Source organism: Leptospira kobayashii, assembly GCF_003114835.2.
Classification (GTDB): Bacteria; Spirochaetota; Leptospiria; order Leptospirales; family Leptospiraceae; genus Leptospira_A; species Leptospira_A kobayashii.
The window spans coordinates 148992-164868 of record NZ_AP025029.1 but is presented as its reverse complement, the minus strand read 5'-3'; the positions used below and the strand labels follow the sequence as shown (position 1 = coordinate 164868).

Annotated in this window: 10 protein-coding genes; 4 read left to right on the top strand and 6 right to left on the bottom strand. The window is 42.2% G+C overall.

Features of this window, described 5'->3' with window-relative positions:
- Window positions 1–4: 4 nt before the first annotated feature.
- Window positions 5–3157 carry a PAS domain S-box protein gene (locus DI077_RS19000; protein ID WP_109022364.1) on the bottom strand — a complete coding sequence of 1051 codons (3153 nt, stop codon included), beginning with the start codon at window positions 3155–3157 and terminating at the stop codon, window positions 5–7.
- A 69-nt stretch (window positions 3158–3226) separates the two neighbouring features.
- Here DI077_RS19000 and scpA point away from each other — a divergent pair, with 69 nt between their 5' ends.
- Both scpA and meaB read left to right on the top strand, forming a co-directional pair.
- The gene (scpA, locus tag DI077_RS18995; protein ID WP_109022365.1) at window positions 3227–5362 is read left to right on the top strand and encodes a methylmalonyl-CoA mutase; all 2136 of its coding nucleotides are present in this window, start codon (window positions 3227–3229) and stop codon (window positions 5360–5362) included.
- A 49-nt stretch (window positions 5363–5411) separates the two neighbouring features.
- A complete protein-coding gene (gene meaB, locus DI077_RS18990) occupies window positions 5412–6449 on the top strand; it encodes a methylmalonyl Co-A mutase-associated GTPase MeaB (protein ID WP_217351575.1) in 1038 nt (345 codons plus the stop codon).
- A gap of 56 nt (window positions 6450–6505) precedes the next feature.
- Here the strand turns inward: meaB and DI077_RS18985 are convergent, their stop codons facing one another.
- The 5 genes from DI077_RS18985 to DI077_RS18965 all read right to left on the bottom strand — a co-directional run bounded on the left by DI077_RS18985 (window position 6506) and on the right by DI077_RS18965 (window position 14635).
- Window positions 6506–7516: an IPT/TIG domain-containing protein gene (locus tag DI077_RS18985; protein ID WP_109022367.1), complete on the bottom strand. Its 1011-nt coding sequence runs from the start codon at window positions 7514–7516 to the stop codon at window positions 6506–6508.
- A gap of 83 nt (window positions 7517–7599) precedes the next feature.
- The gene (locus DI077_RS18980; protein ID WP_109022368.1) at window positions 7600–8952 is read right to left on the bottom strand and encodes a TPM domain-containing protein; all 1353 of its coding nucleotides are present in this window, start codon (window positions 8950–8952) and stop codon (window positions 7600–7602) included.
- 209 nt (window positions 8953–9161) lie between these two features.
- Window positions 9162–9521, bottom strand: coding sequence for a PilZ domain-containing protein (locus DI077_RS18975; RefSeq protein WP_109022369.1), 360 nt, complete (start codon window positions 9519–9521; stop codon window positions 9162–9164).
- Between the two features lie 52 nt (window positions 9522–9573).
- Window positions 9574–12774 (bottom strand): efflux RND transporter permease subunit, encoded by a 3201-nt coding sequence (locus DI077_RS18970; RefSeq protein ID WP_109022370.1) that lies wholly within the window; start codon window positions 12772–12774, stop codon window positions 9574–9576.
- A gap of 4 nt (window positions 12775–12778) precedes the next feature.
- Entirely contained in the window at window positions 12779–14635 is a 1857-nt protein-coding gene (locus DI077_RS18965) for a hypothetical protein (RefSeq protein ID WP_109022371.1), read from the bottom strand.
- Between the two features lie 185 nt (window positions 14636–14820).
- Here DI077_RS18965 and DI077_RS18960 point away from each other — a divergent pair, with 185 nt between their 5' ends.
- Together DI077_RS18960 and DI077_RS18955 are read left to right on the top strand one after the other, a co-directional pair.
- Window positions 14821–15465, top strand: a complete 645-nt coding sequence (locus DI077_RS18960; RefSeq protein WP_109022372.1) for a MotA/TolQ/ExbB proton channel family protein — start codon at window positions 14821–14823, stop codon at window positions 15463–15465.
- Window positions 15466–15475: 10 nt separating this feature from the next.
- Complete coding sequence (locus DI077_RS18955; protein ID WP_109022373.1) at window positions 15476–15877, top strand: ExbD/TolR family protein; 402 nt, start codon at window positions 15476–15478, stop codon at window positions 15875–15877.

Sequence of the window (15877 nt, the reverse complement as noted above, 5' to 3'; positions counted from 1 at the left end):
CGTTCTACTTTTCCCTTAAGTGTAAATCCATAGGAAGATAAATCCGGAATTCGGTTCTGCCCGGCTCCGAATCTATTTTAATTTCTCCTTTGTGTCTCGCAATCACCCGTTTGACTATATCTAGCCCAAGGCCGCTTCCTTCTCCCGGAGCCTTGGTTGTAAAGAACGGCTCGAAGATTTTTTCCCGATGTTCTTCCGGAATCCCCGGACCGGTATCCATAATCGAAACCACAAGATGATTGTCCGTACAGAAAGTACGGATGACCAAGCTTCCTTTGAAGTTCATCGCCTGAAGTGCGTTAAATATAATATTGGTCCAAACATGAAGTAGGTCATCCGGATAACAATATATGGAAGGAGAGGATTCGAAATTCCGAATCACTTCCACTCCCCTTCTGATTTTATCCTGATAAATCGTTAGTACAGTGTTGATTCCTTCCGTAATATTGCCCGGGATGGGAACTCCTTCCTGATCAAAATGGGAATAATTTTTCAAAGCATAAATGATCTTGGAAGCACGATCCACAGCTACCTGTATCGTCTTACTCATATTAAGCGACTGAATCTGCCTGAATATGATCTCCAAAATCTCCGGGGAATGAGGATGTTGCAGTAATTTAATGTATTTCAAAATCACTTCATGGATTCCCAGATCGATGGCTGAATCCGCGATGGATTCGGCATCTTCTATCGATTTTTCCTTCAAAGCCTGGATTAAAATTTTCTTTTTGTTCCTGGCCTCCAGACCTGAGATAAAATCGGAAGTGTTGTAACTGTCGGAAAGAAGATTCATCATATCGTCTAATGTATCATAGTCGATGACGGAATAAATTTCCTTGAGAGAACGAATCCTTTCCGGAAAACCCATTTGAGCAGTACGAAGGTTTTCATTGCTTGCCTGGATTGCACCGATCGGATTATTGATTTCATGAGCGATACCCGCGATCAAATGTCCCAATGCCGCCATTTTTTCCGATTGAACCAACTGTGCTTGCGCCAGTTGCAATTTCTGCATTGCATCCACCAAGTCCTGTTTTTGTTTTTCAATTAGGTCGTTCTTTCTTAAAATTTCTCCGTTATAAGTTCTAAGTTCATCAATCACTTTATGAAAAGTTAGATCCTGCATGCTGACCGCTGTCCGAACGACTCCTTTATCATAGATGGCGCGGGTCTTTACGCTCACAGGAAACAGGGTTCCGGCTTTTTCACAGGCAAACAAATTAACACTTGTATTCTCCGTAAAACCTTCCTTTAAAATCAAATCCCAGGATTCGCGGGCAAATAAACCGGATATATCAATGGAATCTAGCTCATCTTCCGCATAACCGAACCGACTAAAAAAAGCAGGATTGGCATCCACGATCCTGGAAAAATTAGAATCGGAAATCCAAATGGCTTCGGTCGTGATTTGATAAAATGCCTGAAACCTGGATTCGCTTTCTTTCAGTTCTCTTTCAAAATTCATTCGGGAAGTGATATCGCGGACAACTCCGATCATCCTTCTGGATTGTTTTTCGGATTCGGAGACTTTGACATAACCTTCCATCCAGTGGATTTTTTGCGCCTTATCAACAAAACGATACTGAAGATAAATGGCTCTGTCATTTTCGCTTAATGCCTGCTCAATGATTTCATTAAAGATATTTTTATCTTCGGTATAAACCAAATTCCTGAAACTTTCAAAATTCGGAAGTCTGTCTTTGGGAACAAAGTACAATTCGTAAAGTCTCTCGCTTCCGAGAAAATAATCGTTGGAAATATCCCATTCCCAAATTCCGATTTTTGCGACATCGACTGCAAGCCTAAGTCTTGCTTCCGATTCTTTCAGTTTTTTTTCCTGCAACAGTTTGGATGAAATATCGGAGATAAAAAACACTACCATCTCTATCTCACCGCTTTCTTTTAAAATGGGTGCCCCTGTAACGGAAATGGTTTTTTCACTCCCCCCTTCCCAGCTGATAATTTGAATTATATTTTCAACAGGTTGTTTTGTTTTACAAACAACTGCAAACGGTTGGTTATCTTCCGGGAAAGGATTTCCATCCAGTGTTTTATAACCGAACTTAGGCGAATTGTATCTAGTTACATCTCCTTCCTTTCTTTCCAATCCAAGAATTTTTTCAGAACTTCTATTTGCATAAATAATCCGACCCGTAGGATTGAGTATTGCAATTCCGTCTACGGAGATTGCCATCACCTTATTTAAAAAATCCCTTTCTTCCCTCAACCGACGATCAAATGTAATACGGTCTAATCCGTTCCCGAACAAATCACAATACAAACGAAGAGGGGTAGTGAATTGGCTGGGAGAAAAATTAAACCTATCCGAGTAAAAACATAAAACCTGATTCGAATTTTTAACGGGAACGAAGATCCAATGGATTGCCTGATCGGGAAGTCCAACCTCAATGATCTTGTCCTTTCCCACCAAAACAACTTTATTGTCTGTTATGCGACTGAATATTTCCCGAACAAGAAAACTTTCCAATTGGAATTCCTGCGAATTTTGGTACATCCAATCGGTATAAAAGGAATAATCCGTTTTTTCCATTTCCTCCCAACTGATCGCTGGCAGAGATAAATTTAATATGGAAGCAAATCTCGCTCCCATTCGATTTGCCATTTCCGCAAGACTTGCTTTTAGAGTTTTGGGAACATCTTCATAGGAAGCGAAATTCAATTTTCTGGAAAACGAATTCAGATAGGTTTCAAAAATACTTTGGGTCTCGAAAGCTTCCTTAGCTAATATTTCCTCGGTAATGTCAGTTCCTGCGCCAAGTATGTATTCCAGTTTTCCTTCTTTATCAACCAGATATGCATTGTTCCAAAGGATCATGATCTGATCTTTCGACTTTGTCTGCCAAACATTTTGGAATTGAGGAGGGCCTCCTCCTTTTTCTATGACTTTTTTGAATTCGGACCGGATGAAGGTACGTTCCGATTCCAAGATCAATATGTCCCAGAAAGATTGATTTTCCACTTCTTCAAAGGAATATCCTGTTTTTTCCTGACAGCGCCGGTTAAAGACCTTAATTCGGCCTTCCGTGTCCAGAACCAGTATAAGAGAAGCGACTGTATTTAGGATCGTTTGAGCAAAGCCGGGTTCATTCAGCATGTGAGGTTGGGAGGGAGAAAGAAAACTATAAGTCCGTTCCATTCAGGTTTCAATCGAAAAACTGCTTTCTCTATGGTTTTCTCTCTGTAGGGTTGTTCCATAGAAGATTCTATGCGACCTGATTTTACAAAAATACCCTTTTCCGCTCCCCCCAAGTACTCCTTTCAAAAATCGACTTCCCTATGGCAGACCCCGGAAGGAATCCCGATCCAATCCCGTTATACCAAATCGGATCTGGAGGGCTTGGAACATCTCAATTATGTGGCAGGGCTTCCTCCTTATTTAAGAGGGCCCTATTCCACCATGTATGTGAACAAACCCTGGACGGTTCGCCAGTATGCAGGGTTTTCCACTGCGGAAGAATCCAATGCATTCTACAGAAGAAACTTAGCCGCAGGTCAAAAAGGACTTTCCGTTGCCTTCGACTTGGCGACTCACAGAGGTTACGACTCGGATCACGAACGTGTTGTAGGTGATGTAGGAAAAGCGGGTGTGGCAATCGATTCGGTTCTGGATATGAAAATCCTATTCGATCAGATTCCTTTGGATCAGATGTCCGTTTCCATGACAATGAACGGGGCAGTCATTCCCATTCTCGCCTTCTATATATTAGCCGCCGAAGAACAGGGCGTCACCAAAGACAAGTTATCCGGGACAATTCAGAATGACATCTTGAAAGAATTTATGGTGCGTAATACTTACATTTACCCGCCCAAACATTCCATGAAGATCATTGCAGATATTTTCGGTTATACGTCCCAACATATGCCGAAATTCAATTCGATCTCCATTTCAGGATACCATATGCAGGAAGCAGGTGCAACCGCCGATCTGGAGTTAGCTTATACTTTGGCGGACGGCTGGGAATACATTCGCACAGGAATTGCTTCCGGCTTGACTGTAGATGAATTTGCTCCCAGATTGTCTTTCTTTTGGGCCATAGGAATGAACCACTTTATGGAAATCGCAAAGATGCGGGCAGGCAGACTTCTTTGGGCGAAAATAGTAAATCAATTCAATCCCAAAAACGCAAAATCCATGGCGCTCCGAACTCATTGCCAAACTTCCGGTTGGTCCCTTACGGAACAAGATCCGTTCAATAATGTGGGGCGCACCTGTATCGAGGCGATGGCAGCCGCGCTCGGTCATACACAGTCTCTCCATACAAACGCATTGGATGAAGCGATAGCACTTCCTACCGATTTTTCCGCTCGAATTGCACGTAACACTCAGATCTATCTTCAGGAAGAAACGAATATCAATCGGGTGATCGATCCTTGGGGCGGTTCCTATTATGTGGAAAAACTCACTCATGATCTGGTTCACAAAGCATGGTTTCTGATTGAAGAAGTACAAAAGTTAGGTGGTATGGCGGAAGCGATTGAAACCGGAATTCCTAAAATGAGAATCGAAGAAGCTGCAGCAAGAAAACAAGCACGGATCGATTCCGGAAAAGACGTGATCGTAGGTGTAAACCGGTACCGTTTGGATAAGGAAGCGCCGATTGATATTTTAGATATTGATAATACTGCGGTAAGAGAAGCTCAAATCAATCGTTTGAATCAAATGAAACGGGATAGGGATTCCAGTGCCGTGGAAGCGGCATTGAATGCAATCACCGCATCCGCAGAATCCGGGAAAGGAAATCTACTCGAACTGGCAGTCGACGCTGCCAGAAAACGTGCATCTCTGGGAGAAATTTCTTATGCTATGGAAAAAGTATTCGGAAGGTACAAAGCTGTGATTCGATCCATTTCCGGTGTTTATTCTTCCGAAATTTCGGAAGACAAAGGATTTATAGAAGCTAGGAATTTGGCGGATGAATTTGCCAAATTGGAAGGAAGAAGACCGAGGATCATGGTCGCCAAAATGGGCCAGGACGGTCATGACCGGGGAGCAAAAGTCATCTCTACCAGTTTTGCAGATATGGGGTTTGACGTTGATATAGGGCCTTTATTTCAAACACCTGCCGAGGTCGCCAAACAAGTGGTAGAGAACGACGCCCATATACTCGGTGTTTCTTCTCTTGCCGCCGGGCACAAAACGCTCGTTCCTCAAGTGATCGAAGAGTTGAAAAAGTTAGGTGCAGAAGATGTGCTAGTAGTTGTAGGCGGAGTGATCCCGGCACAAGATTATGATTTCCTGTACAAATCGGGAGCAACTGCGATCTTCGGACCCGGCACAGTGATTTCGGATGCCGCAAAACAAATCTTAACGATTATGCTCAATGAACGGAGAACAGCCTAATCCCCACCCTACAAAAGGAGAGAACCCTTCGGACACCGCGCTGCATGTAATGCCCGGTGTGGAGGGTGCCCCTTCGGTAAATCCTTACATTCTCAAACAAAGAGAACTCACAAAAAAATCGAAATTTTCTCCGGAAGAAATCGCAAAGGGAGTGCTTGCAGGCAATCGCACCCTTCTATCCAAAGCGATCACCCTGGTCGAAAGCAACAGGGAAGATCATAGCGAACTTGCACAATTGGTTTTGGAAAAAATTCTTCCAAGGACGGGAAATTCCATTCGCATAGGAATCACAGGAGTTCCCGGAGTCGGCAAATCTACTTTTATAGAATCCTTCGGCCTCTATCTTTTAGAGCAAGGAAAACGGGTAGCGGTACTTGCCATCGACCCTACTTCTCAAAAAACACATGGAAGCATACTCGGAGATAAGACCAGAATGGAAAATCTTTCCCGGGCAGAAGGTTGTTTTATCAGACCATCCCCTAGCAGTGGTTCGCTGGGAGGAGTTGCAAGAAAAACAAGAGAATCCATGTATCTTTGCGAAGCGGCCGGCTTCGACGTGATTATCATTGAAACTGTGGGAGTCGGACAATCCGAAACACAAGTCCATTCGATGGTTGATTTTTTTCTACTTTTGATGCTTGCGGGTGCGGGAGATGAATTGCAAGGAATCAAACGGGGCATTATGGAAATGGCGGATTTAATTGCTATCAATAAGGCTGACGGGAAAAATGAACCCTATGCCATTCGGGCAAAAGCCGAGTATGAATCCGCATTACATTTATTCCCGCCACCCAAATCAAAATGGTTTCCCAGAGCCATCACCTGTAGTGGATTAGGCGGCAAAGGTACGGATGAAATTTGGAAGTTGGTTTTGGATTATTCCGCAACGACAAAAACAAACGGTTATTTTGAACAAAATAGAAAAGATCAATCCAGGCTTTGGTTTCAGGAAACACTGAAGGAAGCCGTACTCGACAAGTTTTACGGCACACAGGGAATGGAAGAAACCATTCTAATGGCGGAAGAAAGCGTGGTATCCGGCAAATCTTCCCTCTTGAAAGAAATCAAAAAACTGGTGGCAGGCTAAACTAAGAACTGAATAGCCCGCCAAACCCAAGTTAGGAAAGATCTCTCTGACAAAAATTACGGGAATGCTTTGAATATAGATTCCGTTTCATTCTGAGAACCGTTACCAGGATTGAGACAAGTAAATTGCGCGTAAGATGTCTGAAATCCATTGCCATAATAAACCCTTGTGGTAATCCCGTTTGCGGAAGGATATGTACATTTTCCGGTTTTATTTGCAGCGTCCGCACCATTGATCACATCACAGCTTCCCGCAACATTTGCATTTCCGAATCCCAGTGAATCATAACATAGATAAGTTGACCCTACTCCGGCTGTTCCATTGACGCTATTACTGGTTGAGGTAGGAACTACTCCGTCATTACTAGCAATATTCATTTTGAAATTGGAATCGGAGCCGGATATGAATTTCACTTGTAAGTAATATGTTCCCGGCGTAAGATTAAACCTTTTGAACTCCGTATCAATCGCCGTTCCTGTGGCGATCGTTGTCGCACTCGAAGTAGGAGAAGTGTAATAGAAAAAATCCAAATTGGCTGCGGATCCGTACGAATTGAACAGGTGAAGCCCGGACGTTGTTATCGTAAAAGTGAAAAATACGCTTTTATCGTTGGATGCGATTTTCCGATTGAAACTGTTCGGTTGGTTGAGAGCAATCACAGGAGCCGGACGATAACGAATGGTCTTGCTTACTAAACTTACACCAGATTTCTTAACGGACAAAGCAACCGTCGCATTATCAGTAATACCCGCCAATTCAGGCATGGTAAATTCCAACGAAGTGGCACTAAGAATATTGATGTCTGTCGCGTTGGCGGAACCTACGGTCACTGTATAATCGGAAGCAGTACCGATAAAACCTTCTCCCGTAACCGTAGTTTTAGTTCCGGGGAAACCCAATTCTGGGTTTATATCTGCGGAAGGGCCGCTGCCATTTATCACCGTCGACAGAGTTTGGAACAGAAAATAATCGGAAATCGGATCCGAATCATCTTTTCCACTTTTGCAAGAGAACGCCGATACGATCAAAATAAAGAAAAAAAACGAATGAGTAACTTTAAGATTCATTGCCAAACCTCTTTTTGTATTTAGTAATCATCCTAAATATTATAATAAAAAGAAGGTTTGTTATACACGTAGTTGTACGTGATTTAATGGTTGGAACCCGCACCTCCCCGCAGAAAGAACCTTGTAGATCGTATTTGTTTAGGCACGATTCTATTTTTAATATTAGAATATTCGCAATAAATACATTTAAACTTTACCTCTTCTTCCCCTTCCTTGTCATAAGTAGACGAATGTATTGTCTTTGTTTTTTCATAAACGGAACGGATTTTACAATTCGGGCAAGAGGAATATTCTTCATACCGATAATCCGGTTTACGTTGCTTTTCAATCGCATAACATAACTTACATTTAAATATAATGAATCGATAGGAATGGAGACTTTCTTCTTTGCTATCGTTTTGGTCCAAATATTCTTCTCTATCAGTCTCGTCAAAAACAGGATAAAGTTTGGATCCGCATTTTTTACATGGGATCGGCAAATACTGCAACGAATCCTCCCAGAATTTCTTGAACCAATTGAATGTAAAAAAGAAGAGAACTAAACCGAAAAAGCCGGGGACTGCGATAAACTGAGGTAAAAAATCACCGCCCCATTTCGCATAACAGAAACTAGTAATAGAAATGATGATACAAACAAAGGAAAAACCCAGAAAAAGAGAAGCCCAAATTCTAAATCTTGTTTCCCAATAATGGCTTTCCTTATAATGTTTAAGCCAAGGATCTCTTCTTTCCCATAAAAAGAAATAACCGATCATAGCGATCAATATTCCCATATATAAAAAAATGGGGTATCTTTGTTCCCAAATCTCCCTTGATTCGGAACTAGGATCGAGATAAGCCTCAAGTCCTTCCGGAATTTCATCCAATGCAGCTTCCGTCGGCTTCGGAAATTTTTCCGAAGATTCTCCTAAAACTTTTAAGAAAGGAGCGTGATCTGATTTCAATACTCCTGTTATGGAATCAAACAAGCTTTCATAACCTACGGAAAAAGCACCTAACTCAAAATAAGGAATAGCTCTTTCTTCCAAGATGTTTTTACAAATGATGTCGGTTAATTTTTCTTCCAACCCGTAACCGATTTCCATTTCGATTCTTCTTTGATCCAAAACGTGAAGAATTAAAATCCCATTGCCCTTCCTTTTCTTGCCTACGCCCCAAATTCGAAAAAGTTCGATCGCAACTTGTTTAGGAACCAAAGGATCAACGGATGGCAAAATAACGACTGTCATCTCAACGGAAGTTTCCTTTTCCAAATGAGTGATCACTTCGTTTAATTTATGTTTGGTTCCAGAACTTTCAAGAATGCCTGTTTGGTCTAAAATCCGGGAATTTTCATCCGATATAGGGTTGGGCAAGGAATCCGCAAACTCGGGCAAAGATTGGGCTAGCAGGGAAAATGCGGACAAACAGAAAACGAAACCAAACTTTTTGATCATAGACTTCCTAGATGACGGATGATGATGTAAAATCGCCGGCAAAAAGGCGAACAAATCGGAAAAAAATTTATAAATTTCGACAAATCTCTGGATACGAGCGGAGATCTATGATATAGAAAAGGCGGGCAAACCCACGAACCACTCCCCTCCACCCAAATCTAGGGCGGGGGCACCCTTGCACCACCTAACAAAGACTAACCGAACTCTTCTTATCCCCCGAGTCTCGTAATATGTTCCAAAATCAATTTCTTATCATTTTCAAACAGCTGATTGAATTCCAAACCTACTTCATAGAATTCCCCTTCGTTGAATTCCTCCAATCTCACCACTTTTGCCCTGGGATAGAGCACGTAACGGACATCCGGAAATCTAAGTTCCAATTCCAACCTTGCCCCGATAGGCATGGGCTCTTTTGTGCTGAATAGAAGGCCGCCTTCCGAAATATCCTGTGTTTCCCCTTCCCCTCGATCTTTGGGAAGGAACATTTTGTCCGAACCCGATTGGATGACTCGATAAGTGATATGTACCTTTTCGGAAATACGTTTATAAATACGCCTTTCTTGAGACATGGCTCCACCTGACCTCTTTTTTCGAAAGAGGGCAAGCGGAAAAAAACCATTTCTAATCTAAGTCTTTAGCGTTGATCTTATAATCAGGGCGGAATTTGGATTCAAGCCATTCCCGGAACCTGTCAATATAACCGAAGACGGCAGGTACCACAACCAATGTGATCACAGTGGAAAGAATCAGTCCTCCTATGATAGCGATCCCCATGGCGGTTCTGGATTTGGAAGCCTCACCGATTCCCAATGCAATCGGCATGGTTCCCGCAATCATAGCAAGAGAAGTCATAAGAATCGGGCGAAGTCTTTTGACACCCGCATCATAAATGGCATCATTACGAGTCATCCCTTCTTCCCTCATCGCCTGCATGGCATGATCCACAAGCAAGATCGAGTTTTTAGCTACCAGACCCATAAGTAGAATCAAACCGATCATGCTGAATAAATTCAACATCTCACCAGTAAGCGCAAGTGCAAAGAAAGCACCTGATATGGCGGGAGGGATAGCGAACAAAATAGTAATCGGTGTGACAAACGACTCGTATAACGAAGACAATACGAGATAGATGAAAATCAAAGCCATACCAAAGGCAAGTATAATGTTTTGAATCAGCTCTTTGAAATCTTCCGATTGTCCCACGAAAGCAAAACTGATTCCGGGAGGGGGAGGCAATTTGTCTTTTAAAATCTTTGCCGCCGCATCCGAAGCGGAAGCAATCGCGCCACCGGGAGCCAAGTTCGCATTGATCGGAATTACCCTGGACCTGTCTTCCCGTATAATACGCGCAGGCGAAGAACTTTCCTTTGCATTGGCAATGGCTGATAAAGGAATCAAACGGTTTTGGATATTGGGAACCCTTGTTTCCGAAAAATACTTACGCAAATTTCTTTGATCTTCCCGTAATCTGAGTCTTACATCATATTCGATACCATTTTGTAAAAACTTGGCAACTTCACCGCCTTCGATATGATATCTGAGCTCGGCACCCATCACACCTGCGACCACACCCACAGTCTGCATTTTTGCCCGATCGGGGACCACTTGAAATTCGGGTTTTCCCGTTCGATAAGTAGTATCTATGTCCGTCAGATCGGAAATTTTTCCCAATTCTTTCATTACTTTTGCAGAGTAAGTTTCCAGATCATGTAGATTTTCACCCTTTATATTCAAATTAAACGGATACTGCACACCACCGCCTATCGCAGAATAGTCGTTTACCTTGGGGCGAGCGTATTCGTAAGATTTTAAAAATTCACGAATCTGATCTTTTACCTGTGCTGTAGTTCTTTTTCTATATTCGGATGATAACAAAGAAACACCTATCGTCGCGATGTTGGACTCTCCGTCGGTATTTCCCACAACAGTTGCCATCAAATCGATTTCAGGAACCTTTGCCTTCATCTCGGTCTGGATTTGTTCGACTACCTCATAAGTCCCGTTCAGGGATGTACCCGGAGCCATTTCCACATTCACCATAAATTCCCCCTGGTCGTTAGGAGGAAGGAAGGTTTTTTTTACAAACTTCAAAGAGAAAATACTCAAAAACAAAGTAAAAACGGTAAGTAGAATCACTGCCCAAGGACGTTTTAATGCGAACCGCATAACAAATGCATAACCTCGATCCAAAAAGTCTTGGAATTTATCGAACCCCCGCAGAACGAAATTTTTCTTAAGATGATGTGTTTGTTTTCCCGCGAAATAAGCGGATAACATGGGTGCTACGGTCAAACCGTCGAAAAGGGAAATAATCATGGCAAATACCACTGTCAATCCGAACTGTTTGAAAAACTGACCTACGATCCCCGATAGAAATCCGATCGGCAAAAATACGGCAATCACCGTCAAAGAAGTTCCGATCACGGCAAGAGTCACCTCTTCGGTACCTTTTCTTGCCGCGACAATGACACTTTCCCCTTCTTCCAATTTACGAAAGATGTTTTCCCTGACTACGATCGCATCATCTACGAGTAGTCCCACCGCCAAGGAAAGTGCCAAAAGAGTCATTACGTTCATCGTAAATCCCATCACATACATGATGATAAACGCACCTAGCATGGAATTCGGTAACGCCATACCGGTAATGATTGTGGAACGGACATTCCCGAGGAAGAGATACACCACAAGCACTGCAAGTAGAATCCCTAGAACAATCGCTATGGTTACGTCCTCAATATTGGCACGGATCCATCTGGAACCGTCTCGGATCAGAATGACTTGAGGATTTCCTTTTTGACCTTTTAATCTTTCGTTGATGGTTGCTACTTTGGCAACGATTCCATCGGCAACTGCTACCGTGTTAGCTCCCGATTGTTTATAAACATCCAGAAACAGGGCTTTTTTCTGAACCCTTTCTTTTTCAGGAGGATCGTATTTGAATAATAATTTTCCAATGATACTCGGTTCTTCATGCTCTTTCACACCGACTGGAGCGTAGAGAAACCCAAGAGTCTGTTTGTCCTCCAATGTGTCTGTCACTCTACCCAGATCTTTTACAAGTACTCCGCGGCCGAACTCTCCTCCGAAGGAAACAACTGTGTTTTCAATTTGGCTGAGAGACTCGTATTTGCCTACGGTTCTATATGAAGTTTCCGTTGCACCGGATTCGAATTTTCCGGCAGGAATATTAATCCCTGAGTTTTGGATTTGGTTCCCGATGGCAACTGCCGGGATTTGATAGGAATTCAATTTGTTTCGGTCAAGTTCGATATGAATTTCTCTTCTCGCACCACCGATGATTCTTACCGCACCGATATTATTTACCTGTTCCAATTTGGTTTTGATTTGTTCTTTCGCCAAATCATACAACTCACCTTCCGGGAGGTCGGCAAACAAAGATATACGCATGATGGGTTGATCCGCAGGATCGAACCTTTGCACCAAAGGTTCTTTCGATGCATCCGGAAAATTGGGTCTTGCCCTGGCAGTTTTATCCCGAACCTGTTGTTCCGCATATTTGATGTCAGTTGTTAGGCTGAACTCGGCGAATACCATGGATACACCTTCCTGGTTGCGGGAAGTGATTCTTTTCAAACCGGAAATAGAACTTAATTCTTCTTCCAAGGGTTTTGAGATGGAGGTTTCAATTTCTTCCGGACCGGCGCCGGGATAAACTGTTGATACGACTACGAAGGGAATATTGATATCGGGAAACAAATCCACGCCGATTCGTTTTAACGCAATATAACCTGTAAAAACCATAAGGATTACAAGGGATGAAATAAAGATGGGTCTTTTTATGGAAAAGGCAGCTATGCTCATACGTTTACTTTGTCACTTCCGGTTTGAGGATACGAAACTCCTGTAAGCAGGCGATTCCACTCCCCTCTCTGTATGTTTTTATTAATGTGGATTCAGCGATCAAGATTTTAGATCTTGATTCAAACTTTTCTTCTACGAAAGCATCAGGACAAGTATCACTTAATAAAAGAACGGAATCGAATTTTGACCAGTCCTTCCACTTTCTAGGATGATCATTTCTCACTGCACCTTTTTCATAAGTTTTGAGCTTCATAGCCAAATCAAAGTCCGAAGCAAGAACCCTTCCCTTTGTTTCATATTTTTCTTTGTCATGAAATGCATTGATCAAAATGTATTTTTTGACCGGATCCAATTGGTTAGCGATTTCTCGGGCAGGCTGAAAATCGGCAACATTAGTTCCACGGTAACAAAACGGTTTGGTTTGAAAGAACCGGTCGGAAAGTAGTCCTTGATTATAAAACAAATTCCAACCCACAAGCCCCAGAACAACTGCTATGCTAAGATATCCTGCCGCCAGATAAGGTTTTGATTCCGTGGATTGCACAAAACGCAAAGACCAAGCGGTGGTAAAAAATCCGATCGCAGGAATGAATTGTAGAACATGGCGCGGTTGTTTGTTTCCCGTGGTAAGTTCTAAAATCAAAAGCTCCAAAAAGATCGCTACAGTTGCACCAAACAAAGGATCTTTGATCTTATCTTTCCAATTCTTGGATTTGTTTGCGAAAAAATAAAGAATGGAAACAGAAGAAACCAAAAACAAAATCCGAAATCCCCAAACAAAATCGAAAATCCCTGGCACTCTCGGATCAATGCCTGGCTCCGTCCAAAGAGTCAGAAAAAAACTACGGGTATAATGGTTTATGATCATTTGCGCATCTATCAATGCGCTGACCCTGTCCGGATTGCAAAAAAGCCATAAGAATGCCGGGAAAATAGCGTATGTCCACAAAACGACAGTTGTGCGAGGAAAAACAGTAACGGCTTTGTTTCGGTTGCGAAACAGAAAAAGGGATAAGTCTACGAATAAAACAAGACTTATATAGTACATAAACATCTTAAACGGTCTTTGATTCAAATTGATATCACTTACTACCCGAAGTACAGGCAGAGATAAAATCATAAGAACCACAAAAACCAAATACGCCAAACGAAAGCCCTTCGCATAATCCTTGTAGAGATATACAATCACATCTTTGTATTTGGATGGATTGCGCAAAAATTCATATGCGAAACATGCCATAAAAAACAAGATTCCGTAAGGATACTTTGTAAAATAAAAACCAAACAGAGAGAATGCGATCAGATATTTGGTAGAAGTTCTGATTTCCCCTTTGTTATCTTCCTCATAGAGCCTATAGAGAGCATAGGCAGACCAAAGCAGAAAAAACATGGATTGGGTTTCCAACATGGAAGTGAGGGAATAAGCAGGCACTTCTTGCGTTTGCAAAGTCAGTACAAAACTAAAAAAAGACAAAACACTCCCCCAAAACCAGGACCGTGTTACCTGAGTCAAAATATAGAATAACGTTGGATAAACGAGTATGAGAAAGAAAAGTCCGTTGAAGGAATCCCTATAAGTAACAGGCCAGTCCGTAGGAAAATAAAGAGAAGCAAATGTGACTATGGAACGGAGAGGAGGCCAGGTAGGAGATTCCAAAAAAGGAAAAAATCCCTTAAACCAAGAACCGTCCCTAAAATCCACATACTGATCTAGAACTGTGGCAAGCCTGATGTTTTCATCCCAAGACAAAAAATCATGATTCGGGCAAACAACCAAAAACATCTGCCAAGCACGCACGGAATAATAATAAACCAGTATGATTCCAAGAATTAAGAAAGGTATCCCAAGAATTCGTTTCATTTTCCTCTCACATTTTCAAAAAGCCGAGTTAAAGCGGCCCAGTGTATGGGTCAGAGTGCTTATTTCGCTCAGGAAAAACAGTTTTTTCCGATACTGAACAATAATAGAATTCGATCACTTTTATCAGAATTTTTCACTTTAATTGCTACCGAATCTCAAAATCCTGTCAGAAAGAAGAGGGATACATGCAGGATTTCGTAGATATCGGTGAAAAATTTATCTTTGTGGTGATGTTATTCGCAAGCATCCTGGCCGTTGCCGTATTTGTAGAACGATTGATCATTTTTCGCAAAAACCTTACCAAAGAAGCAGTCTCGTTTTTAGAACATCTAATCCCACTTTTGCGCCACAAAGACCACAAAGGCACGGAAAAACTTCTTCATGATCAAAAAGAGGAAACCGCGTACACACGTTTCACTCAATTTTCTCTGGAAAGAGAAAAGGAAAATCCAAAAGGTTTATTCGAACTGATGGATGCCAAAATCTTAAAAGAAAGACTTCATCTGGAAGAGAGACTTCCGATCTTAAACACTCTTGGAAACAATACCCCTTTCATTGGACTACTGGGAACAGTACTCGGAGTCATCAAAGCATTCTACGGACTGGGAACTCTCGGAAACTCGGGAGCGGAAGTGGTAATGCGCAGTATTTCCACCGCCCTACTTGCTACTGCGGCGGGACTTGCAGTTGCCATTCCTGTCGTTATGGCAAATAATTATTTTTCCAGAAAGATCAAAGTGATCACTGGAAATTTGGAAATCCTTTCCAAAGAATTTCATGCCAATCTAGTCACAGGCAAATCAAGTCATTCTTCACATACTCACCATTAGGAGATAGTTTATGGCAGGCAATTCCGGCGGAAACGACGAAGAAATAGGATCGATTAACATCACACCGATGGTGGATGTGATCCTCGTACTCCTTGTGATTTTCATGGTGACAGCCAACTTTCTGAAAAAAGAGTCGATTAACATCAATTTACCGAAAGTAGCTGCTGCAGATCCCAATGTTGCCGAATCCACTCAAGTCGCTCTGACCAAAGACGGCAAAATTCTTTTGGAAGGCAAAGACACTACCATCCCTTCCTTAGTGAAACATTTGGAGAGAGAGGCGAAAATCAGACCCAATATGAGGCTCACTCTTTCCGCGGACGAAAGGCTTCCTTACGGGAAAATCACAGAAACTATGGGGTTGATTCGTAAAGCAGGTGTTACGCGAATCGCACTCTCCGTAAAAAAATAA